We start from the raw sequence: 26,063 nt of genomic DNA, 5'->3' as shown, positions 1-26,063 counted from the left end.
TCATGCCGTTCTCCGATCACGGCAGATCGTCGCGCGCACCGCACGAGCACCGTGCCGTGCTCGCGCGATGCGCGGTTACTCAGCGAAGATCGCTAATTCCATTGCAGCTTGCAGCTCCTCATATACTGGGTATACGGCGCTCCACTCGAATTGTAGGCCCACTCGATGTCCAACCTCAGCGTGAACACGCCGGGGTTCTCGAGCATCTTGAAAAGCTGCGCCGTGCAATTAGACGACACGCCAGGTACCGACGAATTCCAACCGGGCACCCACAACCAGGTGATCTGCGTCTGGCCAACCTGCACGCCGGTGATCGTGGTGTTCCACGTCACCAGATTCTCATAGTTCTCTTGCTCGATCGAGTTGATGCTGGCGAACTCGTAGATCTCTCCGGCGTGCGCGCCGAACGAAATCAACATCGCGCCGGCGACCGTCATCAGGCAATTCAATTTGCGCATCTAAACAACTCCGTTGCTGTTTCAAGTCCTTGAGCACTGTGTAGCCCGCAGCAAGGCGGCAAAGCCGCGCCGATACTAGCGCGATCGTGAATGGCTTTGCGAGTGCAACGGTCGAGCGAGCGTGGCGCTCGCGACTCAGCGCGGCCGGGGTTTGGCGCGGGCGGTGGCCTGGGCGGTGAGGGGATCGTCGGGCCAGTAGTGTTTGGGATAGCGGCCTTTCAGTTCCTTTTTTACATCCAGGTAGCCGCGTGCCCAGAAGCTCACCAGATCGCGGGTGACCTGAACCGGACGATGGGCCGGTGAGAGCAATTGCAGGGTCAGTGGGACACGCCCCTCGGCGACTGTCGGCGTCTCGTGCATGCCGAAGACCTCCTGCAGCCGAACGGATACAGTCGGTGCATCTTCGGTGTAGTCGATGGGAATGCGCGAGCCGCTGGGAACGGCGAGGTGAGTGGGCGCGATCGTTTCCAGACGCTGTTGGGCATTCCAGTCCAGCAACGACATGAGAATGGCGTGCAGATCGAGGCGTGCGAGGTGATCGCGGCGACTCATGTCGGTCAGCCATGGCGCCAGCCAATCGTCGAGATGCTCCATCAGCGCCGCATCGCTCACATCCGGCCAGGGTGTGGGCGCGCGTTCGTCGAAACGTTTGGCGAAAATCATTCGGGTCTGCAGCGCGCGAGCAGGTTTAGTCCACGGCAGCGCGGACAGGCCAAGCTCGCGCACGCCCGTGAGCATGCCTTCCAGCATGCGCGCTGGATCGGGTTTGTCGATCCGACGTTCGTAGAGTTTCAACGCGCCGAGCCAGCGCTCATCCTGAGCGATGACGCTTTGCTCGCGCGAATCCCATTCGAAACGTTCGCGATGCTCGATATGAGCCGCGAAGTCGGCTTCGAGCAGCTCGCGAGTCAGCGGCGCGGCGAGTCGAATCAGCGCCTCGCGATCGCCAGCGTCGAGATCGGCGACCACCAGAAACTCCGCTTGCGCCAGGCTCTGCGCCGGCGGCAGCTGCGCGCCACGACCGCTCGACAGCAAATATCGGCCGCCGCTGCCACGCGACTGCGCGATGCGGTCGGGATAGGCCAGCGCCAACAAGCGACCTACATCGAAGTCACCAAGCTTCGTGTCGGCGGTAGCTGAATGTTCCAATTGCCGACCCAGCAACTCGATGCTCCGGAGCGCGCGCTGCTTCGCGCCCGAATCGAGCGACACGCCGGCGGGAAGACTGCGCTCACCGCGCAACGCCTCCACACGAAAGCGCAGATCGACATTTCGATCCTGGCCTTGGGTTCGAAGCAGATCGCGTTCCCCGAGGACGGCCGCGATCTGGAGCGCAGTCGTTCGTAAACCGAGCTCCGGGCCTCGCACGATCATGTGAGCCAACCGTGGATGCGTCGCCATTCGGGCCAGCGCGCGACCATGTTCGGTCACGCGACCGTCGGCTGCGATGGCGTCGAGAGAACGCAGCAGATCGCGAGCCTGAGCAAACGTCGCGGACGGTGGCGGATCCAACCAACGTAGCGCGGATGGATCGGAGATACCCCAATTCGCCAGCTCCAACGCCAGCGGCGCGAGATCCGCGCCGACGATCTCGGGTGCTGTCTGCGCCGGTAACGCGCCATGTTCGACTTCACTCCAGAGCCGATAACACACACCGGTCTGGATTCTTCCGGCGCGCCCACGACGTTGATCCGCCGAGGCGCGCGAGATGCCGCCGAGCTCGAGCCGGCTCATGCCGGTCGACGGATCGAAACGCGAGCGCCGCTCCTGGCCGCTGTCGACCACGATGCGGACGCCTTCGATGGTCAAGCTGGTCTCGGCGATGTTGGTGGCGAGCACGATCTTGCGTTCGCCGCCGCGGCTGGGTTGGATTGCTGCATCCTGCTCCTGTACGGACAACTCGCCGAACAACGGCAGCACTCTTACGCCACTGGGTAGCGAAGCTTCTTCGAGAAAACGTTGCGCCCGACGGATCTCGCCCTGGCCGGGAAGGAACGCGAGCACGTCACCGTCTTCATCCTCGATGGCTCGGATGATGGTTCGAGCCAGGATTTGTGCCATGTCCTCGTAGTGAGGCCGCGCGCTGCGCTGATCCAGCCGCTCGCGGTAGTGCGTGGTAACGGGAAAGGCGCGGCCTTCGGCTGTAACGATTGGGGCATCGCCCAGCAACTTCGCGACGGCCGCGCCATCGAGCGTTGCAGACATCACCAACAAGCGCAGATCCTCGCGCACGGTTTCTTGAGCATCCAGACACAGCGCCAGGCCCAGATCGGCATTCAAGCTGCGTTCGTGGAACTCGTCGAATATCACCAGCGCCACGCCTTCCAGAGTCGGGTCGCGTTGCAGCCAGCGAGTGAGGATGCCTTCGGTGACGACCTCGATGCGTGTGTCCTTACTGACCTTGGTTTCCAGTCGCGTGCGATAGCCAACGGTGCGACCCACGGCCTCGCCTAATGTCTGCGCCATGCGAGTGGCGACAGCACGAGCTGCGAGTCGCCGCGGTTCGAGCATCACGATTCGACTATCGCCACGCCAGGCTTCCGGCAAAAGCGCGAGCGGTACGCCAGTAGACTTGCCGGCGCCGGGCGGGGCTTGCAGAACGACGTTACGGTGCCTGGCCAGGGTCTGCCGCAACTCGGGCAGCGCTTGTTCGATGGGGAGCGTGGTTACTGAACGGTTCACGCCGTCATTATGAAGCACGACCGTCAGGTTCGTACTGCGAAACTGACCGGAAGGCTGTGCGACGAAAGGAGCGCGGCCGCGGGAATCCCGCGAGAGACCGGAGCGCGGTTCCTTTCGACATCGGCGTATGACTACACTCGGCGCGACAGGACACCACGCCCAACACAGGGGAATTTCATGAAGCTAGCGCGTCGCTTGTTTTGTTCGTTGCTGCTCGCGTGCGTCGTCGGCAGCGTGGCTGCCGCCGATCTAGGCAGCGCCCGGCCGGAAAGCGTCGGCATGTCGGCGCAACGGCTCGGCCGGCTCACCACGGAAATGAAAGCACTCACCGAACGGGGCGAGCTGCCCGGCGTGGTGACCATGGTGGCGAGGAAAGGCAAAGTCGTGCACTTCGAGGCAGCGGGCAAGCGCGAGCTCGAAGCGGGCACGCCGATGCAGAAGGACTCGATCTTCCGTATCTATTCCATGACCAAGCCCATCACCGGCGTCGCCATGATGCTGCTGTTCGAGCAGGGCAAGTGGCAGCTGAACGACCCGGTGTCCAAGCACATTCCCGAGTTCGCCGACCTGAAGGTGGCGAAGGTCGATCCCGCCAACGGCAGCGTCAAAAACGTCGAGCCCGATCATCCGATGACCATGCGCGAGCTGATGTCGCATTCCGGCGGGCTCACCTATGGCTTCTTCGGCGGCACGGCCGTCGACAAGATGTACGGCGAGCAGAAAGTATTCGATCAGACCCAGCCCATGCAGACCATGATCGAGCGCATGGCCAAGGTGCCGCTGCTGTTTCAGCCCGGCGAGCGCTGGCATTACAGCCTCTCGGTCGACGTGCAGGGTTATCTGGTGGAGAAGCTCTCCGGCCAGCCGTTCCCCGAATTCCTGCAGGAACATTTGTTCGGTCCGTTGCAGATGGTGGACACGGCCTTCCACGTGCCGCCGGCAAAGATGAATCGTTTCGTCGAGTTCTATTTCCGGGGCAAGGACGGCAAGACCGTCAAGCATCCCGGCATTGCCGATTACTCCAAGCCGCCGGTGTTTCCGTCGGGCGGCGGCGGTTTAGTGTCGACAGCCAGCGATTACATGCGTTTTTGTCAGATGTTACTGAACGGCGGAGAGCTCGACGGTCGACGCATTCTCTCGCCGCTCAGCGTGAAGCTGATGCGCACCAATATGCTGCCCGCGTCCGCGCCCACCATGGGGCCGGGCACGGGCTTCGGCCTGGATTTCGCGGTGGTTGAAGATCCGGCCGCGGCGGGCGGTTACGGGGGCGAAGGTACTTATTTCTGGGGCGGCTACGCCGGCACCTGGTTCTGGATCGATCCGGTGTACGAGCTGATCGTCATCGGGATGATTCAGCAGCGCGGCGATGACATGCCCGACTTGCGGGCACTGTCGCGCTCGCTGACGTATCAGGCCATCGTCGAGGAATAGCGCACTCCGCGTCAGTTTCTAACTGCAGCGTTGTTTTACAACCAACGCCGGGGATCGTTTCCTGACAGCAGCGTCAGCTGCGAGTCATGTTCTGGCACCCGGCGTTGGGCTATTTTGCTCCCAGCCTCGTTTAGAGGCTTTCGTGTCCATCGCCATGTCCATCCGACTTCCCCAATCCCGCGGCGCTCTGATCGGCGCAGCTTTGACCTTCGTCGTCGTAGTGCTGATTGCGTGGCGGCTGTTGTCCAGCTCGCTGGCCGCGGATCCGCCGAGGGGACCGCCGCCCGTGCCGGTGTCGGTCACGACGGTGGAGCAACGGGACGTGCCGCAACTCGCGGCGGGCATCGGCACGGTACAGTCGCTACACAACGTCGTCCTGCGCCCGCAGGTCAGCGGCATCGTCACCGAAGTGCTGTTCGTGGAAGGTCAGCAGGTGAAGCGCGGTCAACTACTGGCGCGCATCGACGATCGCACCATCCTCGCCAATCTGAACCAGGCGGAAGCGGAAAAGGCGCGCAATCAGGCGCAGCTCAAGGCCGCGCAGCTCGATAAGTCACGTTACGACAATCTGCTCGCCGAAGAGGCCATCTCGCGTCAGACCGTCGAGCAGCAGGTGGCGCTGGTCGAGCAGCTCGAAGCCGCCATTCGCGCCAATGAAGCGACCATAGCCGCTCAACAGGTGCAGCTCACATTTACCAAAATCACCTCGCCAGTGAACGGTCGCGTCGGCCTGCGGCGCGTGGATCCGGGCAACCTGGTGCAAGTCGGCGATGCCGAAGGCTTGGTGACTGTCACACAGGTCGATCCCATTTCCGTGATCTTCACGTTGCCGCAAGAGTTGTTGACCCGAGTGCAGGGGCTCACGAACGGCGAGTCAGAGGCGCACGTCGGTGCTTACGATCGAGACGGCGGTGTGTTGTTGGCCGAAGGCAAGCTCACGACCATCGACAATCAAGTCGATGCGAGCACCGGCACCATTCGTCTGCGCGCCGAGTTCGCGAATCACGAAGGCAAGTTGTGGCCCGGCCAGTTCGTGACCGTTCGTTTGCAAACCGGAGTCAGCGGCAACGCGCTGGTGGTGCCGGCGCGCACCGTGCGGCAGGGCTTGCAAGGTCCCTTTGTTTTCCGAGTGCGCGAGCAGAAAGCCGAAGTGGTGCAGGTACAGGTCGGCTACAGCAACGATGAGATCGCGGTCATCGAAGGCGGCTTGGCCAAGGGCGACAGCATCGTGACCGACGGCCACTCGCGTCTCACGCCGGATGCGAAAGTGAAATTGGTGGAAGTCCCTGCAACGCTGTTCTCCGCGGAAGTGCAGCCGAAGCGCCCGAACGGGAGCGCGGGACGATGAGCGCTAGTCGCGCGGATAATAACGGGGACCCGGCAAGCCGGGCCCAGGCGAGTCTCACGCGGCCCGGCTTGTCCGATTGGTTCATTCGCCATCCCATCGGCACCACGCTGCTGACGTTTGGCATCGTGCTGTTGGGCATCGTTGCGTTTCCCTTGTTGCCGGTCGCGCCCATGCCCGAGGCCGAGCTGCCGACCATGCAGATCAGCGCCAATCTGCCGGGCGCGAGCCCGGAGACCATGGCGTCGGCGGTGGCTACACCGTTGGAAGTGCAGCTGAGCTCGGTGCCCGGCATCACCGAAATGACTTCGAGCAGCTCGCTCGGCAGCACCACCATCACACTGCAGTTTGTACTCACTAAAGACATCGACGTGGCCGCGCAGGAAGTGCAGGCGGCGATCAACGCGGCCGCCGGGCGATTGCCTGCGGATCTGCCGAACTTGCCGACGTGGCGCAAGGTGAATCCCAACGACGGTCCCATTCTCGTCGTTCGAATGCAGTCGGATCTCATGCCCCTCACCGAGCTCAGCGATATCGCGGAGACCGTGGTCGGGCGTCAGTTGAGTCAGATCGAGGGCGTGGCGGAGACGCCGATCAACGGTCAGCGTAAGCCTGCCATGCGTATTCAAGCTGCTCCGGAGAAGCTCGCAGCGTTGGGCTTGACGCTCGCGGATCTGCGCCAGGCGATACAAGCAGCCAGCGTCAATCAAGCCAAGGGCGCGCTGTTCGGCGCGGACCGGGTCTCGACCTTGCAGACCAACGACCAGATCTTCACCACGCAGGACTACGACGGCCTGATCGTCGCCTATCGCGACAATGCTCCCGTATTTCTGCGCGACGTCGCCAATGTGACATTTGGCGCGGAGAACGAATATGTACAGGCGTGGCAGAACGGCAAGCCGGGCATTCATTTCGTGATCCGCCGCCAGCCCGGCGCCAACATCGTCGCGACCGCCGATCGGATTCGCGAAGCGTTGCCTCAACTGCAGGAACTGCTGCCCGCGAGCGTGGAGCTGGAAGTCATCAACGATCGTACTCGCACCATTCGTGCGTCGTTGCATGAGGTCGAAGTTACGCTGGTGGTGACCGTGCTGCTGGTGGTCGTGGTGATGGGCGTGTTCCTCCGGCAGCTGTCGGCGACCGCCATCGTCGCGGCCGTGCTCGCCGTGGCGCTGATAACCACGGTCGGCGCGATGTATCTGCTGGGTTTCAGTCTCAACAATCTCACTTTGGTGGCGCTGGTGGTGGCGGTGGGCTTCGTGGTCGACGACGCCATCGTGGTGGTCGAGAACATCCACCGTCATCTGGAAGCTGGCGAATCCATGCTCGATGCGGCCAGGCAGGGTGCGGCGGAGATCGGCTTCACCGTCGTTTCCATCAGCTTCTCGCTCATCGCCGCGTTCGTGCCACTGCTGTTCATGGGCGGTGTGGTCGGACGTTTGTTCCGTGAATTCGCAGTGACAATGACGATTGCGATCCTGATATCGGTGGCGGCGTCGCTGACGCTCGCGCCAATGCTCGCGTCCCGCTTCATGAAGCCGATGAAGCACAACGAGAATGCGGAGCCGGGGTTCGCGCAGCGATTGATTGCTCGGTACGACCGCGTCCTACAGTGGGCGCTGTCGCATCAGCGCGCCGTGCTAGTGAGCTTTGGCGCCACGGTGGCTGTGGCGGTGCTCGGTTACGTGTTCATCCCGAAAGGATTCTTTCCATTGCAGGACACGGCTTTTATCTTCGTAACCACCAAAGGCGCGGACGACGTTTCCTATGAAGACATGAAGGCCAAGCAGCAGGTTGCTGCCGGTATCATCGCGCAGGACGACGCCGTGCAGGCGATCGCGCACGTGGTCGGCGGTGGCTTGGGCAGCACGAGCATGGCCAGCGGTCGCATCTTCATCGTGCTGAAGGATCGCGGCGATCGCGACGTATCCGCGGAAGAGTTCATCGATCGCGTGCGGCCGAAGGTCTCGGGCATCCCGGGCTTGCAGCTGTTCATGCGTACCGCGCAGGACATCAACCTCGGGGCGGGCGGCGGTCGGGCACAATATGTATATGTGCTCCGCGGACCCGAGAGCGGCGAGTTGGCCGAATGGGCGCGCCAGCTTGCTCAGAAGCTGCAAGGCTACGATGAATTGCGCGATGTCTCCGATGATCTGCAGCTCGGTGCGGCTGTTACACGCCTGAATATAGATCGGGCTGCGGCCGCTCGTTTTGGTCTGCGAACCGTCGACATCGACCAGGTGCTGTATGACGCCTTCGGTCAGCGCCAGATCAGCGAGTATCAAACCGAGACCAATCAATACAAGATCATTCTGGAAATCGACGAGTCGCAGCGTGGGCGCGCCGAGAGCCTGCAGAATTTTTATCTGCGCTCGCCGCTGAGCGGCCAGATGGTGCCGCTGTCCGCCGTGGCGCGCATGGAGCCGCCGGGCACCGGGCCGCTGTCGATCACGCATGACGGAATGTTTCCGTCGGTCACCATCTCATTCAATCTAGCGCCGGGCGTGGCGCTCGGCGACGCGGTGACGTTGATTGAACAGGCGCAGGCCGAGATCGGCATGCCCAGCACGGTCAGCGGCAACTTCCGCGGCACCGCTCAAGAATTCCAGAAATCGCTGGAAACACAGCCGCTGCTCATCCTTGGCGCGCTGGTCGCGGTGTACATCATTCTTGGCGTGCTGTACGAGAGCTTCGTGCACCCGCTGACGATTCTGTCGACGCTGCCGTCCGCCGGCATCGGCGCAGTGCTGGCGTTGTGGCTGGCGGGGCAGGACTTCTCCATCATGGCGCTCATCGGCGTGGTGCTGCTGATCGGCATCGTGAAGAAGAACGGCATCCTGATGGTGGACTTCGCGCTGGAGCGGCAACGTAACAACGGCATGTCGCCGCTGGAGGCCATTCACGAAGCCTGCCTGGTCCGCTTCCGTCCCATCATCATGACCACGATCGCTGCGATGCTCGGTTCCATTCCTTTGATGCTCGGCTTCGGCACCGGCTCCGAACTGCGTCAGCCGCTTGGCTTCGCGATCTTCGGTGGCCTGGTCATCAGTCAGATTCTAACGTTGATTTCGACGCCGGTGATTTATCTGACACTCGACCGCGTGTTTCATAAACATTCGCACTCGGCGGAGCCCGAAGTGCCCGTGATCCCGGAGCCCGCGCGATGAGCTGCCCAATCTCACTCCGCGTGCTGCCGGTTCTTGGGTTGGCTGCGCTGGCCGCTTGCAGTCAGCCGGTCAAGCAATTGCCCGATGACATGCAGGCGTCGTGGGTGGACGAGCAGCGAGCAATCACTCCCGCTGACGCCACGGCGTTGACCTGGTGGAAAGCATTCGACGATTCGACTATCGATCAGCTCGTCGATCTGGCTCAGCAACGCAATCTCGATCTGCGTGTGGCCGAGGCGCGTGTGCGAGAAGTGCGTGCTCAACGTCGTGCGACACTGGCGAACCTCGCGCCGCAGATCGATGGCTCGGTCGATGCACAGCGTTCGCGAGGTCGCCGCGCGGGGTCTGACACCAGCGAGATCGACGAAAGCGCGACCGCCGCGGCGAACGCGAGTTGGGAAATCGATTTGTTCGGCCGACTGCGAGCCGAAGCTCGCGCCGCCAATGCGGAGCTGAGCGCCGTGCAGGCGGACCGCGATGGCGTTCGCCTGGCGCTGATCGCCGAGGTGATTCGAAATTATCTGGAGTTCCGGCTGTATCAAGTGCAGACCGAGCTGTCGCTGCGGAACGCGCAGGCGCAGGAGGAGACGGTCCGCATCACGCAGGCCCGATTCAACGAAGGCTTCGCCAGCCGGCTCGATCTGGAACGCACGATTTCGTCCCTTCGGACCACGCGGGCGCAGATCCCGCAGTCTCGTGAGTTAGCCGAAGCGGCGCGTCACCGATTGATTCTGCTGACGGCGTCGACGCCGGACACCTTGAATCGTCTGTTGCCGGCCTCAACCAGCGATCCGGGCGCCTTGCCGGACAGCGATGCGGAACGAGTGTTGCTCACGCCCGCCGATGTCATCGCGCGGCGGCCGGATGTGCAGGCGGCGGAACGCCGCTTGATCGCGGCGGCCGAACAGCGCAATGTCGCGGCGGCATTGCGTTACCCACGCATCACGCTCGCCGGTCTGCTTGGTGTAGAAGACGCCCGGGTCAGCGATTTGTTGGATACAGGCACCCGCACCTGGTCGGTCAGTGGCGGGTTGCTGGCGCCGTTGATCGATTTTGGCCGCATCCGTGCGGCCATCGACGCCGCGGACGCCGTTCAAGAGCAGGCGTATTTGACGTACGAACAAACGGCGCGCACCGCGCTCCAAGAAACCCAGACTGCACTGGTGCTGTACACGCAGGGTAAGCTTCGACAACAGGAGCTGGCGCAGGCGGCCGAATCCGCACGGCGCGCGGCGCAATTGGCTCGGCGGCAGTACACGGCCGGCGCGTTGTCGCTGCTGGAAGTGCTGGATGCGGAGCGCAGCGTTTATGCGGTGGAGTTGAATGCCGCGCAAGCCACGGCGGATGTCTCCATCCGCCTGGTGAATGTTTATCAGTCCATGGGCCTGGTGCCCGCGACGCAATGAAAGTTCTGATCGTAGAAGACGAGACCAAGACAGCCGATTACCTCGAACGTGGACTGCGCGAGCAGGGCTACGTCGTGGACGTGGCTCGCGATGGGCTCGACGGCAAGCACATGGCGCTCGAATATGAGTACGACGTCATCGTGCTCGATGTCATGCTGCCCGGGACCGACGGATTCTCCGTGCTGCACGCTTTGCGTGAGCAGAAGCAGACGCCGGTGATCATGCTGACGGCGCGGGATCGCGTCGACGATCGCGTGCGCGGCCTGCGCGAAGGCGCGGATGATTACCTGGTCAAACCGTTTTCGTTTCTTGAGCTGGTCGCTCGGCTCCAGGCGCTGACTCGTCGCAGCCGCGGCCAGGAAGCGATGCAGCTGCGCATCGCCGATCTGCAGATCGATCTGCTGGCGCGCAAGGCGTGGCGCAACGGTCAGCGACTGGATCTCACGGCCAAGGAATTTGCGTTGCTCGCGGCGCTGGCGCGTCGTAAGGGTGAAATCCTGTCCAAGACCACCATCGCCGAGCTGGTCTGGGACGTGAACTTCGACAGCGACACCAACGTCGTCGAAGTGGCGGTGAAAAGATTGCGCAGCAAGCTCGATGATCCCTTCAAGCCGACGTTGCTCCATACCGTGCGCGGCATGGGCTACGTGCTCGAAGTCCGCGATCAGAGCGAGGACGCATGAAGCTCTCGATCAGTCAGCGCCTCGCCGCGATGTTCGCCGTCGCCAGTTTCGTCATGCTGGCGGTGCTGAGCGTGGCCATGCACGGCTTGTTGAAGCGCGAGTTGGGGCGTCATCAGGATAATGAGCTGCAGGCTCGCTGGCAGATGTACAAGCCCTTTGTCATGCGCAACGACGAGGCTTCGCATTGGCGCATCACTTGCGCCAAGTTCGACAATTCGCTGTCGGAGAACAGCGGCGTCAAAGTCTGGGTGCTGGGTGAGGATGCCCGCTTTCGCTACGGATCGTCGCTGAACGAGGCGCAGCTGCGCACGGCTGGCATGCAAGGCTTCGGGCAAATCTCGGTGCCCGATCAAGAAGCGCCGCTGAAAACATTCTCGGGGCCGGTCGAAGGCCGCGGCGAGCGCCCGACGGTGCGATTGATGGTGGGCATCGATTCGACGCCGTTCGTGGAAACTTTGCAGTCGTTCACGGTGGGGCTGATCGCGTTGACGTTCGTCGGCGCGCTCGGCGCGGCGGCGCTCGGCTATTACATCGCCGGCGTGGGTTTGCGGCCGGTGGAGCGTTTGTCGGGCGAAGCGCAGGCGTTGTCGCCTGGGCATCTATCGCGACGATTGCAGACCGACACGCTCGCGCCGGAACTTTCCAAGCTCGCGGACTCTTTCAACGGCGCGCTGGCGCGGCTCGAGACGGCGTATCAGCAACTCGAAGCGTTCAACGCCGATGTGGCGCACGAGTTGCGCACGCCGCTGGGAAATCTCATCGGTCAAACTCAAGTCACATTGTCGCGCGAGCGCAGTGTCACGGAACTAAAAGAAGCATTGCACTCTAACCTTGAGGATCTCGAACGGCTGCGCGCCATTGTCAACGACATGCTCTTCTTGGCTCGTGCGGATCGCGGTGAACGCGCTCCGAACCGGATCGAAGTGTCGATCGCGCAGGAAGTGGCCCACGCCGTCGAGTATCTGGAGTTCATCTTCGAAGAAGCTGGCGTGCGTGTGCGCATCGAAGGCGATGCGCAGGCCAGTATCGAGACATCTCTGTTTCGGCGCGCTGTAACCAATCTGTTACAGAACGCCGTCCAGCACGCCCCGCGCGGTGCCGAGATCGTCGTGTTCGTTTTGCAGCAGCCGGGCGCGATTCGCGTCTCGGTGCGGAACAACGGCTCCGGTATCGCGCGGGAGCACCTTTCCCGCCTGTTCGACCGCTTCTATCGCGTCGACAGCTCACGCAGCGGCAGCCGAGAGAACCACGGCCTCGGCCTCGCCATCGTCCGCGCCGTCGCCACCATGCACGGCGGCACCGTCTTCGCGGAGAGCGAAAACGGCGCTACGACGATCGGGTTCACGGTGGCCCGCGCTTAGCCGAGCCACCGCCGGCTGATGGACGATACCCGTACGGTCAGATAATAATCAGGTCGTACAGCGGTTACGTGCTCAAATCTGACATAAGGACGTGCGACATGGTCGCTCTAGAGAATCTCTTCATCATGGATGTGGCCACCTTCACCAAGGATCTGTATCGCATGGGAAACGCCACCTGGCCCGCGTTCACCGAAGACCGCGCTCGTGTCGATGTCGTCATCGTGCAGCAGGATGGCATCGACACGGTCCTGGCCAATGGCAACGGATTTTCGGCGTACGATCACCTTACCCCTGTCATGAAAAAACCAGGCAAGAAGATCTGGCGCATCAAGAAGGGCGCGGAGTTGCCGAAGGAGCTCAAACTGGTCAAGGACCTGCGTCCGGGGCACGAAGGTCATTACATGTTGGCGCCGGCCAAGACCATGCCCTTGAAGAAATATCTGGGCGCTCTCGAGGAACTGGGCCTGGATCGATCGAGGGTCGTGCGGGTGGATGACGTCGCGGGAGGTAAGTCAAATGTCGGTTAAGGGCATCCAGCCGATCGTCAGTGAGTACCATCTGCTGTGGGAAGCTCTGCAGCACTATCAGGAACGCCTGGAAAAGTTTTCCTCGATGTCCACTGACGAAGACCAGCAGCTCAAATATGACGAGAAGCTGCAGGACATGGATGGCCTGTTGCGCTCGATCAAGCTGGCCGCAAAAAACGACTATCAGCTGGATCTCAAGTGATAACAGCGGCGGCAATGTTTCCTGCCGTTCTCATTGAAATCTTTTCATGGCCGGATGTATAGTCGCGCCCAACAATTAGATTAGTCAGCTCGCAGCGCGCCAATATTTGCAACAAAGCGTTCGCGGGCGAGGGAAGGGCCACGTTGTGACATAGCACGCGTCCGCGTGCCCGGGGTCGTTTGGACTCCGACGTCACCGTGCGTGCGGTTGTCATTTCGGGATTGGGGCAATTGTATGAGATCACGGCTGATCGAAGTTATCGGATGGCTGCGCGCGGAATCATTGTTGCCCCCGCTTGCATGGACGATGACGCTTGGGGCGGCGCTGCACTGTTTTGCTCCGTTGGTCCACGCGGCTTCGTGCGCCGATCGCTGCAATGTCGTTCCGGTGACCGATCCCGAGATGACGGTGACCGTCGATGTCACTACTCAAAAGTTGACGGGACGCCGCAGTTTTCCGAGCGGCGCCGATATCCAGGTGGTGCTCAGGAACAAAAACCCGTTCCGCTACGAGTATTCCATCGCGGCCGAGACCCAGTTCGTAGAGCGCGATACGTTGCGAGCGGGGCTGGGCTTTTTGAGCTTCCCCAACATCGACAAGTTGCTGTCCGACGCCGAGGAAGATGCAACGGAGAGCGCCGCCAAAGTAACGCCCGTGCAGAAGGCCGCAGCGGCGTGGACGAAGGGCGCGCAATCAAACGACCAGTGTGTCACGCTGCTCGCGCCGTATGGCGAGCGAATCGATCGCGCGTATGAGCAGCGCGCCAACGCGCTCGAAGCGGCCAAAGCCGCGGCGGAGCAGCTCAATGCATCCAAGGCCCAGTATCTGAAATTCCACAAAGCGGTCACCGATGCGAAAGTGACGACCGCGGCTTGTCCCAGCCTGTGCGAGAGCGCGGAAGGGGCCGAGCAAGCGCTCGGGCAGCTCGTCAAACCGAACGACCTGCAGCGTCATGTCACCAAATTGTCAGAGCTGAAAACCTCCGTCGAGGCGATCCCGGCGCAGATCCGCATGGATCTCTCCGAAGCGCAAGTAAAACAATGCGCGGCGCGCCTGGCAATAGTGGCCGCCAAGAGCTCGGATTTCGCGAAGCAGACGGCGCAGGCCAGCAGCGCTTTCGAAGAACTGGCCAAGGAGCTCAAAGACAACCAGGAGTCCTACGCAAAGACGCTGGCGGACTTACAGGGCACGCTCGCGAGCGCCAGCGCGTTCAATTCCGTCGAAGTGATCCAGAGCCACGACGAGGCGGTGGTTCACAAGATCAGCCTCGTCGTCAAAGATCGCCTGAACACCAAGGAACCGGCGCAGGTCTTCGCGCTCGGCGAGCTGCGAGCAGGCCGGCCGGCCCTCACGTTCTCGGTGGGTCCGGGCCTCAGCTTCATCGATCAAAAGGAATTCGGCCGTCAGGCCGGCATGATTCCCGACGGCAGCGGCGGCGCGACGCTGGGCAGCGTCGTCGCAGTGACTGACGAAGCCAGCACCAAGCTGGCGTTCGTCGGCCAGCTCAATGCGCGTGTCGTCGATATTCCCTGGCAGGATAGCGCGGTGCATGTCTCGTTTGGCGCGGCCATCGGCAGCGGCGAATCGGATGGCGATATCGGTCTGTATCTGGGGCCGTCGTTCTCGATGCGCCGCGACCTGGTGTTCCTGACCCTGGCCTATCACTATCAGGAGACTCGCAAGCTCGGGCAGACCTTCAGTCTCGGTCAGCCCGTGCCCGCGGATCTGGAAGGCGAGATTCCCACGTCGACGAAGCGGGTTGGAGGATTGTTACTCACGCTGACGATCAAAGCGCGCTAGGAGGTCTCGTATGAAGCCGTTGAGCCTGGTCCGGTCACGCGCAGCGTTGGCGCTGGCGACGGTTCTGTGCATCGATAGTGCAATCGCAACGCCACCGCCTCGCGGTGGAGGCTCTCTACCGACAGCGTTCCAGCAGCGTGCAGAGGCGCTGCCGGCGAATGTGCCAGCCTTCACATACAACCGAAGTCTCACTCAGGTGACGCAACGCGCGCTGCTCGCCCGGGCCATCGCGCAAATGACATTGGTGTCGCCGCAAGGCTTGCCGGACGCGCAGGAGGAGGCGATTGCCAAGATCTTCGGCAGCGTCGCCAATCTCGCCGAGGCTCAGCACGTGAATGGTCGGCGGGAAGTTCCCGTCATCACGATCAAGTTCGCGGAACACGGCAAGCCGCCATATCCCGCTACCAACCTGCAGACGCAGTTGTTCGACGGTCCCTGGCCCACGGGCACGATGCGCGACTATTACCGTGAGATTTCCGGTGGGCGTCTCAACCTCACCGGCAAAGTCACTGCCTGGGTGACGGCGGCCAAGAAGAGCATGCACTACGAAGGCGCGGATTTCGTCAACGAAGAAACGGGCGAGAAAGAGCCGTGCTTTGGCATGTGCGATACCAACAAAGTGGGGCAGCTGCTGAGCGAGGCGCTGTCCGCGCCGGCTAACGCCGCCATCGATTGGGGTCGCTACGACAACGACGGCCCGGACGGTGCGCCCAATTCCGGCGACGACGACGGCTACGTCGATTTCGTCGCTTTCGTGCATTCCGAATCCGGCGGCGAATGCGACGTGCCGGGCAATCGAAACATCTGGTCGCATCGTTGGAATCTCGCCAGCCTCGCCGGCAGCGCGCATCAGACGAGCAGCGCCAGGCACGGCGGCGGATTCATCATGATCGATGACTATGTGATCCAGCCCGGCCTCGCTTGTGACAACAAGACCATGATCGAGATCGGCGTGTTCGCGCACGAGTTCGCGCACGCCTTCGGTCTGCCGGATTTGTATGATACGGACGGCTCCAATGGCGAATCCGCAGGCGTTGGCAATTGGTGCCTGATGGCGGGCGGTTCGTGGGGCGGTGACGGCAGGAGCCCGCAGCGCCCGAGCCATATGTCGCCCTGGGCCAAGGAATTCCTGGGCTGGATCGACGCCAGGAACGTGGTCGCCGATCAAGTCGGCGCCAGCTTGCAGGAAATCCAGGACTCGCGGCTGGCGTACCGGATGGGCATCTCGAGCAAGATGTACTACTTGCTGGCCAACGTGCAGCAGCGCGGCTTCAACGACAAGTTGCCGGCGGCAGGATTGCAGATCTGGAAGATCAATCAAACCGTGATCGACAGTGCGATCCGGAACAACCGGGTGAACGCCAACGAGTTCAATCGGGGCGTGGAGCTGGTCGAGGCGGATGGCAACAAGAGCTTGAACGATCCTGCCGAGCGCGGTCAGCCGGGCGACGTGTTTCCCGGGACCAGCAACGCCACCTTGTTCGATGTGAACACGACGCCGGCGTCAGTGGGCCGTATCGCTGTCTGCAATATCTCGGCGCCGGCGGCTGCGATGACCATGGATCTGCGAGTGAGCCGGAATACCTGCGCTCCGGCTGCCGCACCGTTGCCATCCGGACCGCCGGAACAGGTTTCCTCGGCCGAAGAGCCGGCGTCCGATCTAGCAGCGCTGCAGGCGCTTGCCGAGGGAACTCATGTGCGCGCGGTCGGCGTCCTCGAAAATATTGGCGGCGACTACTTCAAGGCGCGCGACCGCAAGATTGCGCTGGTCAGCGAAGACGGCACGGCGATCGAAGTGCTCGTGGACAAACCTCTCGAACCGCGACTGCCGCAGAATCCGAAACAGCAGGAAGGGTTGTCTTCGTTGCTGGGCAAGCCGGTGGTCGTGGACGCCGTCGTGAAATGGACCGAGACCGCTAAAGGTCGGGAGATGAAGCTCGACGTCGTGTCGGTCGAGCCCACGACGTCGCAGCAATAACAAACGGTGGAGTGGCGGGTGACGCCCGTCACTCCAGCGTAAACCACTGCACTTCCACGCGACGATTCAGCTCGCTATCCGGGCCGGCGGGTTCTTCCCAGCCGCGGCCGATGGCTTCGATGCGCGAGGCGTCGATGTCTTTGTGGCGGGCGCGGAGGGCTTCGCTGACGGCGAGGGCGCGTTGGCGAGAGAGCTCCATGGCTTTGAGGGCCATGCTCTTCACCAGTTGTTCGCCGCCCTGATCGCGGAATTCGTTGACGCGAGCATTGTCGACGTGGCCGCGAAGGACCACGGTCGAGCCGGGGCTCACTTGCAGGAAGCTTTTGATCGTATCGAGGTATTCCTGATTCTGAGTGGCGCTCTTGTCGAGCGTGGCGGAGTTCGCTTCGAAGAAGAAACGAATGTCCTTGCTCAGCAGCGGGTCGCCTTCGAGCGTGGCCTGGGCGCTGCTGCGGATCGGGGCGATGGCGATCTTCTGATCGGCGAACAGACCTTTTTTCGCGAGTGCATCGAGCGCGGTCACGTCGGCGAAGCGAGACGCATCGGTGGGATTGCGAATCACGCTGCCGTAGGCCAGCACGGACGACTGGAAAATGCCGCCAAAGGAACCGGCGGAATCGATGGTGCCGGAGAAGAACGCGCGGTTCTCTGGAAGATTCGAAAGATGCACGCGTGACAGCTCGTCGCGAGCGTCAGCCTCGCTCCACCCGAACGCCTTCGCGACGATGCCGATGTTTGCTGCCTGCTGATCGCGCAGGCGACGGTTGCCTTCCAGAATGCCGTGCACGAGGCCGCGGACCATGTCCGGGTTGGCTTTGGCGAAGCCGCCGTTGACGGCGAGCACGTCCGCGATCACCAGCAGGTTGCGGTTGGAAACGAGCACTTTGGCCGCGCCGTTGGATTTCTCCACGACTTCGTCGGTGCGCGGGGTCCAGCCGACGCAGCCGTTCAAACGCTGCGAGCCATTCAGCTCGTGCTCGTAGGCGTCGCAGGCGACGAACGCGTCTTCGTAGAACACCAGGCCGAGCTCGCCGGAAGAAGGCTTCGAGTCGAGATCGCGCAGGACTGTGACGGGGACGCCGGCTTCCTGAGCCAGGTAACGAATGAAGAACTCGCTTTCGTTGAACTGCGAGGCGGCGAGCACCTTGCCGGCGAGCTGATTGATCGAAGCGATACCGCGATCGACGACGACCATGTCGGCGCCGCGCGAGTAGCCAATTTGCAGCGGGACGACAGCGTCGAACTGCCGGCCGAGCACGGCGAGCGCGTCAGTGGTGGTGGCGGTGGCGGCGAGGCGGCCGTTGTTGAGCGCACCCCAGGTTTCGCTCTCGCTCTTGGTGATCTTCACCTTGAAGCCATATTCCTTGGCGAAGAACGAATCGGGGTTGGGCTCCATGCCGCCGTTCGCGACGATCAGGCCGCCGTAGCCGGCGTACTCGCTGATATCGATTTGCAAGACGCCGTCCTTGGGCGTGTAAGTCGCGGCGGCTTCCAGCGCGGGCGTGCCGGTCACCGGCTCGATAGGCGAAGGCGCATCGCCGCCGCTGCTGCTGTCGGACGTCTTCGATTGCGACGACGTCGTGCCGCTGGTGCTCGCGGAGTCGGCGCCGTCCGAACCTTTCTTGCCCAGCCACAGATAAGCGCCCAGGCCGATGATCCCGAGCAACAACAACAGCGTGATGAGATTGCCGGCGGCGGACCCGCGGTGGATTCTTTTGTATGTGCTCATTGAAGAGTCCTTGCTGAGAGCTTGTTGATCGTCGATCGGGCGAAACTCACTGCGCCACTCGTTCCCGTTTGCGGCGACCGGCCGGCGCGCGGGCGCGCAGCAGATCCTCAGGCGGCGGTTCGTCGGTGAGGCCTTCGAGGCCGGCGAACAGTTCGCGTTGATCGCGCAGCCAGCGATTCGCCTCATTCAAAGAGGCAGAGAGCGCGTCGAGCGAGGAGGCGACGCTGTGCTCGTCCGTGGCAAGCAGCGCTTGCTCGCGCACGAGTGACACTTGTTGGCGCAGGCGCTCCAACTCGGCTTCGATGAGCTCGCGACGATGTTGGGCGTCAGTGTGCCCGGCGCGGCGAGAGCGCAGAACTTCGAGTTGTTGTTCGAGACTGCGCTTCAGCTCGTCGCCGAGCGTTTCTTCCGAGAGCCGATCGATGACGCGACGTTCCTGCTCTTCGAGCGCGCGCTTCTCTCGGTCGGCTGCATGGATGACCTGCAATATCGAGGCACGGGCCGCCAGCAACTTCAGATGCAGCCACGCCATCTGCCGCACATCGCTCTTCTGCATCTCCGTCGCGCCAGTACGCGACAAGAGATCGATGATCTCCCGCGCCTGATTCTCAATGGACTCCTGGCGAAAGCGAGCATCTTCGTCCAGGTGATAACTGAGCGCGTTGTAGCGGGCGACCCAATCCTCGCCCTTGCCGCCCGCATCCACAGTCGCACGAAAGCGCGGATTGCGTGACAGCGCCCAGAGATACAGACCCTCCAGCCCCGCGCCGATCAACCACAAACCCGGATTCACAAACGCACCCAGCAACGCGAACGCAGCGATGCCGAACCAGTTCGGCGGCAAGGGCATCCCGAAAGGGCGCGCGTTGAACGCGGCGGCGAGATAGGAGCGTGGGGCGCTCATGGCGCGATCGAAGAGGCAGCAGGCTCGGCGTATTTATGAAACGCCGGCGGCACGAACGCGAGATCGGTCGCCTCGCGGATCGAGATTCGCATCTGGAATTCCAGCACGTCGGCGGGCACCGGATTCTGATAACCGACCAGGCACGCCTCCAGCGCCGCGCGCGGCTCGAGATTCTCCGTGCGCACACGCCGATAAGCTTTCACGACCAGCGCCTCGGCCGCGCCCGGTGTGAGCAACAACGGCATGCGCGACTGAAGCGCAGTGAGATCCGCATCGTTCAATTGCAGGCCATAGCGCTTGGCGAGCGCGCCGACCAAGGCAGCGCTCTCGGCAGTGGTAGAGGTCGGCAACAGCGGCACTTTCACATCGACGCGCCCCGGCCGTTTCAAATCCACTTCGATCAGGTCGGGCCGCGAGGACGCCAGGATCCACAGCACGCGACCGCGATTCGAGCTATCCGACATTTCCTGCGCGATCATGGAATACAAACGTCCGGACAGGCCGCTGTCGCCGCTGCCCGAGTCGCGACGGCCGAGCGTCTGGTCCGCCTCGTCTATGAACACCATGCAACGGCCGAGCGCGCGGATCAGCCGGAAGATCTTTTCCAGGTTGCCTTCGCTCGAGCCCACCCAGCGATCGCGGAAGTTCTTGAGCTTGACCACCGGTACGCCTGCCTCGCCGGCGAGACACTCGACCAGAAACGTTTTGCCCGTGCCCACCGGACCGCACAACAGATATCCCATGGGCAGCGCTTTGAGATCGCCGGTCTGCCACAGCTTGATGTCCTGGCGCAGCCAGCGCTTGAGCGCGTCCTGGCCGTGATAGGCATCGAGCGTGCGAGTGGACTCGATGAACTCCACCAGGCCCGCGGAGTCGCGCTCCACCAGTTCTTTCTTGATGCGAGTGAGATCCGCGCTGTTCAGGGCCTGGCCCGAGTGATCGCGCACCTTGATCAGACTTTCCAATGCAGAAAGCGTGACACCGACCAGCGCGGCGCCGATCTGCGCCAGGTTCGCGTCTGGAGCAAACGCCTTCGGCTCGTGTGTGCGTAACAGAGTTAACGCGCGCTCGATTTCCGCCGAGTCCGGCAACGGCACGCGAATGCGCGAAGCGTGCGTGCTGAAGGCGACCAGCGGCTCGACATCGTTGAGATTGTCCGCAATCAAAATGCTGGTGAAGGGCAGATCGGCGAACGGCGCTTCCGACGACCACTCGCGCAATACGCTCGTCAGGCTGCCATGCTCGAAGCCCGCGCCATCGGCCGGCACGATGTGATCGACGCCGCGCAAGATTACGGCGACGTGTTCCTTCACCTCACGACCCAGCGCTCGCAAGTTGCCGAGGTAACGCAGATAGCGGCTGATCCATTGCAGCGCCGGCTGCGGCTCGCGCGGCAATGACTTCAGATCGGCGCCGCCCCATTTCTCGACGATTTCGCCACCGCGCTCGATGGTGAGCCCGCTGCCCAGATCGTACGAGAGCACGATCTGAAAACTCGACAGCAGCTGGTTCTCGAGATAGCCCGCGAGCCCGATGAGCTGTGCGCCGACGGCAATTCGATCGTGCACGTTGCCGTACAGAATGAACTGCCCATGCGCGCCGCTTTCGTAAGCAAGCGCGAGCTCGTTGGCCCAAGCCGGTGCGCCGTGCGGTGCTGGCATCGACGTTACGTTCCGCTGATTACGATTGGGATTCCGATTGCGCACCCATGGTGCGCGTGGCGGCCGGCGCCGGCGGCGCGCTGCCTTCGATCGAAATGCCCTCGCGAGCGGCGAAGTCGGCCAGCGCCTGATCGGCGAGCGCATTCATTTCGGCTTCCTGTACTTCGACGCCGCTCATGTCGATGGAGTCCTTGGCGATACGCGCGCGACCGGCGGCTTTGGTGCGCTCTTCCTCGACCATCTCGTGCAGACGATTGAGCGTGTCGCCGGAGCCGCCGATGCTCGTGATCATGCCCGAGGCCATCTCGTGGATTTCGGCCATGGCCTGATTCATTTTCAGATCGTTGATCGCGCCCTTGAGGCTCTCGATCTTGGCGCGCGCGGTCTGGACCGCCACGTCACGGGCCTTGATCAGATTCTTGTACGTGCCCTCGGCCTGCTCGAGCTGCTTGCGGTTCTCTTCCAGCTGCGACTCGATGGTCTGCAGGCGCAGCGCATATTGGCCGGCGGCCGACTTGTTGCCGGCGCGCAGATGCGCGGCCGTCTTGGCGCGCAGATCTTTCTGCTCGCTCTCGAGCTTGCGCACCTGGCCCATGATCCGCTCGCACAGGCCGGCATGCGTGGCCAGGCCCTGGTTGAAATTCGCGATCTGCTTACGGAGATTCTCCTGCTCGAGCTCCAGCAGCGCCTCCGGATTGCGTTTCTCCAGGCCGGAGATGAAGAGGGAAAAGAAGCCTTTGATGAGGTTCCCAAGTCGGCTGAACATGCACCCTCCTTCGGTCCGGGCCAGATAATGAAGATCGTAAAAATTGCGTAAAGGGTAGCGAAATTCGCCGGTGCCGAGTAGAGATCGCGGGCCGGCGGCGGCGGGCTGCCGGTGAGTGGCCTGAGAGCGCCGGCCGGTGCGGTGCTACACTGCCGGGCATGGCCACTCAGATCTCGCCGCCCCCGGCGCCCCCCGCTCCCAAGTGCCTGCGTGAAGTGCTGGAGCTCGAACAGCTCGACACCAACCTGTTCCGCAGCCAGGTCAACCAGATCAACGTCAATCGCACGCTGTTCGGCGGCCAGATCCTGGGCCAGGGCTTGATGGCCGCCACGCAGACCGTCGCGCCCGACCGGGTCTGCCATTCGCTGCACGGTTATTTTCTGCTGGCCGGCGCGAGCGACATCCCCGTGATCTACGACGTCGAGCTGACGCGCGATGGCGGCAGTTTCTCGACGCGGCGTGTCGTTGCCCGGCAGCGTTCGCGACCGATTTTCCATATGGAGCTGTCGTTCCACCGGCGCGAGGAAGGACTGGAGCACGACGTCACCGTGAGCGGCGACGTGCCCGATCCGGAAGATCTGATGGATGTGCGTCAGTTACTGGAAAAATTTGGCGACCGCCTGCCGAGGAACGCCACGGCGCTGGCCTCGCAGCAGGGCATCGTCGAGCTGCGGCCGGTGAATCCCGAAATGTTCATGCTTCGCAAGCAGAGCATGCAACGCGCGCAGTACTGGATCCGCTCGGCGTCGCCGTTACCGGATGACCCGCTGACTCAGCTCGCGGGCCTCGCCTATCTCTCCGATTACTTCCTGGTCTCGACCGCTTTGTTGAAACATCCGGCGGCGATGATGAACAAGGATGTGATGATGGCCAGTCTCGATCACGCCATGTGGTTCCATAATCCGCCGCGCGCGGATGAGTGGATACTGGTCGAGGCGGTGAGCCCGTTTGCCGGCGGTGCTCGTGGACTCACGCGCGCGGAGATGTTCAATCGCGACCGCAAGCTGGTCGCGTCGATGGCGCAGGAAGGATTGATCCGGTTGCTCGATAAGCCTGCCGGCTAGTCTTGCGAGAGCGTCGCCGCTCGTAACTTCTCGACATCTTTTTTGCCGAGCAGCTTGGCCTGACCCGGTTTGAGATCGCCCGCGCGCAGCGGGCCGATCGCCACGCGCTCCAGCTCGCGAACTTTCAAACCGACGCGCGCCAGCATGCGGCGAATCTCTCGATTCTGACCTTCACGCAAGGTCACGCTCAGCATGGTGCGGTCGCCGCGGGCGCGATCGACGAAACGTTTGATGATGCGCACCGATTCCATCGAAGCTCGCTTCGACGACTTCGTGCCATCCGCCGCCGGATTCACGAGGTACATGCCGGCGCGCAGCTTCTGCAACTGCTCGTCCGTGGCGAGACCGGAAGTCAGCACGCGATATTCCTTTGCAATACCGAACTTCGGATGCGTCAGCTGGTAGGCGAGATCGCCGTCGTTGGTGATCAACAGCAAGCCGGTCGAGTCGCCGTCGAGCCGGCCCACTGGAAACAGCCGCTCGTCGCGACGTAGCGAGTCGGGCACCAGGTCGAGCACGTTGCGACGGCCTTCGGGATCGCTGGTGGTGGTGATGACGCCTTTGGGTTTGTTGATCAACACGTAGATCAGAGTGCGTTGCTTGGTCGCGGCCTTGGCTGGTGCGTCGGTGCTTTCTTCCGGCACGGGCAGCTCGATCGTTTCGTCATCGAGCTCGACCACGTCGTTGGCGGGATCGACGAAGCAGGGCAACGTGTCCACGACGCGTCCGTTCACCTTCACGCGACCGGCGGTGATCATGTCTTCGCAATCGCGCCGCGCGCCGAGGCCGGCGTCGGCCATGGCTTTTTGCAGGCGTACGCCTTTGGCGGTGGAGGCAGGAGCGGCTTGGGGCTTGCGCATGGAGTGTCGGGGTCTGAAGACAATGGGGCGCAGCTTACACGCAATCCCCGACGACGCCCTCAGGCAAGCGCGCAAAAGTGCCGCTCGATGGAACTTCCCGGGAGCTGGTCAGTTAAACTCCGATGCGGTTTGGGAGGACGCATGGTCCAAGAGCATTTCGACGTCGTCGTGGTCGGGTCGGGTTTCGGGTCATTGTTTTTTGTCGAGGGTTACCTTAGTAAGCGACCGACGGCGAAAATCCTGATGCTCGAGCGCGGCACGTTCAATTCGCACGCGTGGCAGCTGGAGCACGGCAAGAACTCATCGCTTCCGCATGACTCCACGTTCCGTACCGACGCGGCAAAGAAGGTCTGGAACTTCACTATCGGCGTGGGCGGCGGCACCAACTGTTGGTATGCGCAGACACCGCGCTTCCATCCCAGCGACTTCAGGATGCGCAGCAAGTACGGTGTCGCGCAGGACTGGCCGCTCGATTACGACGAGCTGGAGCCTTATTACTTCGCGGCCGAGACCAAGATGTCCGTCGCGGGCTCGCCCGAGATGGGCGAGATCCTGCCGCGCTCGGCGCCGTTTCCTCAGCCGCCGCACAAGCCCACCGCTGTGGACGCGATCATGCGGCGGGCCCAGCCGCAGTTTCATTTCCCGATTGCGACTGCTCGCGCCAGTGTGGCGACCGCTGGTCGTCCGCCGTGTTGCGCTTCCGCGCGTTGCAATCTCTGTCCCATCAACGCGAAGTTCACCTTCGAAAACGGCTTCGCGAATCTACGCGAGCTTCCGAACGTCGAGATTCGTACCGACTGTGAAGTCACGCACCTCGATCATGCTGCCGGCGTGGCGCGCGCGGCGGTGTATCGCAAGGGCGGGGCAGAGCATCGAGTCACCGGAGATCTGTTCGTGCTCGGCGCGAACGCCATTCATAGCCCGGCGATCTTGTTACGTTCCGGGCTCGATCATCCGTTGACCGGCGTCGGCATTCACGAGCAGGTGGGATATTCGCTGGAGGTGCTGCTCGACGGCGTCGACAGTCTCGACGGCAGCACCATCACCACCGCCTTGAACTACTCGCTCTATGACGGCCCGTTTCGCAAGGACTACGGCGGCGCGTTGATCTACTTCGACAACCGCTGGCCGCATGGCCTGCGCAAGGAATACGGCCGCTGGCGTCAACTCGCGCCGCTGGTCGTGGTGGTGGAAGACCTGCCGCAGGATTCCAATCGTGTCGTGCTCGACAGCGATGGCATGCCCAAGGTGCTGCATCCGGACATTTCCGAGTACGCCAAGCGGGGCGTGCAGGCTTCCTTGGACAACATCAAAAAGGTGTTGGAGCCGCTGCCGGTGGAGCGCATCGACTTCAAGGGCATGCGCGATACTGAATCTCACATTCAGGGCTCGCTGCGCATGGGCACGGATCGCGCGACCTCGGTGATCGATGCGAAACAGCTCCATCACGACGTCCGCAATCTGGTGGTGGTCGGCTCGTCGGTGTTTCCTTCGGGCCCGAATTCGAATCCCAGCCTGAGCGTGGCTGCTCTGTCTCTGCGCAGCGCCGCTCTGATCGCGTGATGCCTATGAAAGCGACCAGCAATTTCTCGCCCGGCCGACGCAAGCTCCTGATCGCAGGCGCCGGTGGCACGCTTGCATTGGGAATATTCGGCGCGGCCTCGTGGGGCACGCTCAGCAACTATCGCGCGACCTGGGTCGAGAGCGTGGTGAGAGAGAACTTGCCAGGCATCGATCTCGATGGCGCTTCCCTGCAAGCGTTCATCAAGGACATCCTGGCTAGCGAACGGATGCAACGCAAAGCCGTGAAAGCCACCGTGTTCGCCGACCGCTTCGTGCCCTGGCTGCCAGCGCACATCGCCAAGGCGCGCAGCGGTCTCGAAGGGCTGGAGCGTTTCGTGCTGACGGAATATTTGATCGGCAGCAACTTCTTCCGCGTTCCCGATCCAAAGCGCGAAACCATCGTCTACAGCGGCAAGGTCGTTGCCTGCATCAATCCATTCACGTATCGCAGCGATCCGTCCTTCAGCAAGGTCTGA

The 26,063-nt window shown here is 62.6% G+C and carries 20 protein-coding genes; 13 read left to right on the top strand and 7 right to left on the bottom strand.

What is annotated here, in order from left to right:
- Positions 1-92: 92 nt before the first annotated feature.
- Both VGD45_RS17160 and hrpB read right to left on the bottom strand, forming a co-directional pair.
- Complete coding sequence (locus VGD45_RS17160; RefSeq protein WP_331156554.1) at positions 93-458, bottom strand: hypothetical protein; 366 nt, start codon at positions 456-458, stop codon at positions 93-95.
- Positions 459-593: 135 nt separating this feature from the next.
- Positions 594-3,140: an ATP-dependent helicase HrpB gene (hrpB, locus tag VGD45_RS17155; protein WP_331156553.1), complete on the bottom strand. Its 2,547-nt coding sequence runs from the start codon at positions 3,138-3,140 to the stop codon at positions 594-596.
- 177 nt (positions 3,141-3,317) lie between these two features.
- Between hrpB and VGD45_RS17150 the strand changes: the two genes are divergently transcribed.
- The 10 genes from VGD45_RS17150 (at position 3,318) to VGD45_RS17105 (ending at position 17,040) form a co-directional block, all read left to right on the top strand.
- Entirely contained in the window at positions 3,318-4,571 is a 1,254-nt protein-coding gene (locus VGD45_RS17150; RefSeq protein ID WP_331156552.1) for a serine hydrolase domain-containing protein, read from the top strand.
- Positions 4,572-4,725: 154 nt separating this feature from the next.
- Positions 4,726-5,919, top strand: coding sequence for an efflux RND transporter periplasmic adaptor subunit (locus tag VGD45_RS17145; RefSeq protein WP_414717586.1), 1,194 nt, complete (start codon positions 4,726-4,728; stop codon positions 5,917-5,919).
- Complete coding sequence (locus VGD45_RS17140) at positions 5,916-9,083, top strand: multidrug efflux RND transporter permease subunit (protein WP_331156550.1); 3,168 nt, start codon at positions 5,916-5,918, stop codon at positions 9,081-9,083. The genes VGD45_RS17145 and VGD45_RS17140 overlap by 4 nt, the downstream gene beginning before the upstream one ends.
- Positions 9,080-10,489, top strand: a complete 1,410-nt coding sequence (locus VGD45_RS17135) for an efflux transporter outer membrane subunit (protein WP_331156549.1) — start codon at positions 9,080-9,082, stop codon at positions 10,487-10,489. The genes VGD45_RS17140 and VGD45_RS17135 overlap by 4 nt, the downstream gene beginning before the upstream one ends.
- Positions 10,486-11,172, top strand: a complete 687-nt coding sequence (locus VGD45_RS17130) for a heavy metal response regulator transcription factor (protein WP_331156548.1) — start codon at positions 10,486-10,488, stop codon at positions 11,170-11,172. The genes VGD45_RS17135 and VGD45_RS17130 overlap by 4 nt, the downstream gene beginning before the upstream one ends.
- A complete protein-coding gene (locus VGD45_RS17125) occupies positions 11,169-12,533 on the top strand; it encodes a heavy metal sensor histidine kinase (protein WP_331156547.1) in 1,365 nt (454 codons plus the stop codon). The genes VGD45_RS17130 and VGD45_RS17125 overlap by 4 nt, the downstream gene beginning before the upstream one ends.
- Before the next feature lie 98 nt (positions 12,534-12,631).
- On the top strand, positions 12,632-13,060 hold the full coding sequence (locus VGD45_RS17120; protein WP_331156546.1) for a hypothetical protein: 429 nt from the start codon (positions 12,632-12,634) through the stop codon (positions 13,058-13,060).
- Complete coding sequence (locus VGD45_RS17115; protein WP_331156545.1) at positions 13,050-13,262, top strand: hypothetical protein; 213 nt, start codon at positions 13,050-13,052, stop codon at positions 13,260-13,262. Before VGD45_RS17120 ends, VGD45_RS17115 begins: the two co-directional genes overlap by 11 nt.
- Positions 13,263-13,496: 234 nt before the next feature.
- On the top strand, positions 13,497-15,062 hold the full coding sequence (locus tag VGD45_RS17110; protein ID WP_331156544.1) for a hypothetical protein: 1,566 nt from the start codon (positions 13,497-13,499) through the stop codon (positions 15,060-15,062).
- 10 nt (positions 15,063-15,072) lie between these two features.
- Positions 15,073-17,040 carry a M6 family metalloprotease domain-containing protein gene (locus VGD45_RS17105; RefSeq protein WP_331156543.1) on the top strand — a complete coding sequence of 656 codons (1,968 nt, stop codon included), beginning with the start codon at positions 15,073-15,075 and terminating at the stop codon, positions 17,038-17,040.
- Between the two features lie 28 nt (positions 17,041-17,068).
- Here VGD45_RS17105 and VGD45_RS17100 read toward each other — a convergent pair whose 3' ends face one another.
- The 4 genes from VGD45_RS17100 to VGD45_RS17085 are packed head-to-tail and all read right to left on the bottom strand — an operon-like array spanning position 17,069 to position 22,100.
- Positions 17,069-18,769 (bottom strand): phosphate ABC transporter substrate-binding/OmpA family protein, encoded by a 1,701-nt coding sequence (locus VGD45_RS17100; protein ID WP_331156542.1) that lies wholly within the window; start codon positions 18,767-18,769, stop codon positions 17,069-17,071.
- A 46-nt stretch (positions 18,770-18,815) separates the two neighbouring features.
- Positions 18,816-19,673 (bottom strand): hypothetical protein, encoded by an 858-nt coding sequence (locus tag VGD45_RS17095; RefSeq protein WP_331156541.1) that lies wholly within the window; start codon positions 19,671-19,673, stop codon positions 18,816-18,818.
- A complete protein-coding gene (locus VGD45_RS17090; RefSeq protein ID WP_331156540.1) occupies positions 19,670-21,334 on the bottom strand; it encodes an AAA family ATPase in 1,665 nt (554 codons plus the stop codon). The genes VGD45_RS17095 and VGD45_RS17090 overlap by 4 nt, the downstream gene beginning before the upstream one ends.
- A gap of 19 nt (positions 21,335-21,353) precedes the next feature.
- Positions 21,354-22,100 carry a PspA/IM30 family protein gene (locus VGD45_RS17085; RefSeq protein ID WP_331156539.1) on the bottom strand — a complete coding sequence of 249 codons (747 nt, stop codon included), beginning with the start codon at positions 22,098-22,100 and terminating at the stop codon, positions 21,354-21,356.
- Positions 22,101-22,258: 158 nt separating this feature from the next.
- On the opposite strand from VGD45_RS17085, the gene VGD45_RS17080 reads away from it, so the two are divergent.
- The gene (locus VGD45_RS17080; protein WP_331156538.1) at positions 22,259-23,164 is read left to right on the top strand and encodes an acyl-CoA thioesterase II; all 906 of its coding nucleotides are present in this window, start codon (positions 22,259-22,261) and stop codon (positions 23,162-23,164) included.
- Here the strand turns inward: VGD45_RS17080 and VGD45_RS17075 are convergent.
- Positions 23,161-24,024 carry a pseudouridine synthase gene (locus VGD45_RS17075; RefSeq protein WP_331156537.1) on the bottom strand — a complete coding sequence of 288 codons (864 nt, stop codon included), beginning with the start codon at positions 24,022-24,024 and terminating at the stop codon, positions 23,161-23,163. The genes VGD45_RS17080 and VGD45_RS17075 overlap by 4 nt on opposite strands.
- Positions 24,025-24,165: 141 nt before the next feature.
- On the opposite strand from VGD45_RS17075, the gene VGD45_RS17070 reads away from it, so the two are divergent.
- Positions 24,166-25,587, top strand: coding sequence for a GMC family oxidoreductase (locus tag VGD45_RS17070; RefSeq protein WP_331156536.1), 1,422 nt, complete (start codon positions 24,166-24,168; stop codon positions 25,585-25,587).
- A gap of 5 nt (positions 25,588-25,592) precedes the next feature.
- Positions 25,593-26,063, top strand: a complete 471-nt coding sequence (locus VGD45_RS17065; protein WP_331156535.1) for a hypothetical protein — start codon at positions 25,593-25,595, stop codon at positions 26,061-26,063.

This window comes from Steroidobacter sp., assembly GCF_036402275.1.
Classification (GTDB): domain Bacteria; phylum Pseudomonadota; class Gammaproteobacteria; order Steroidobacterales; family Steroidobacteraceae; genus Steroidobacter.
The sequence above is the reverse complement of the archived record's forward strand: the minus strand, read 5'-3'. Positions and strand labels throughout refer to the sequence as shown.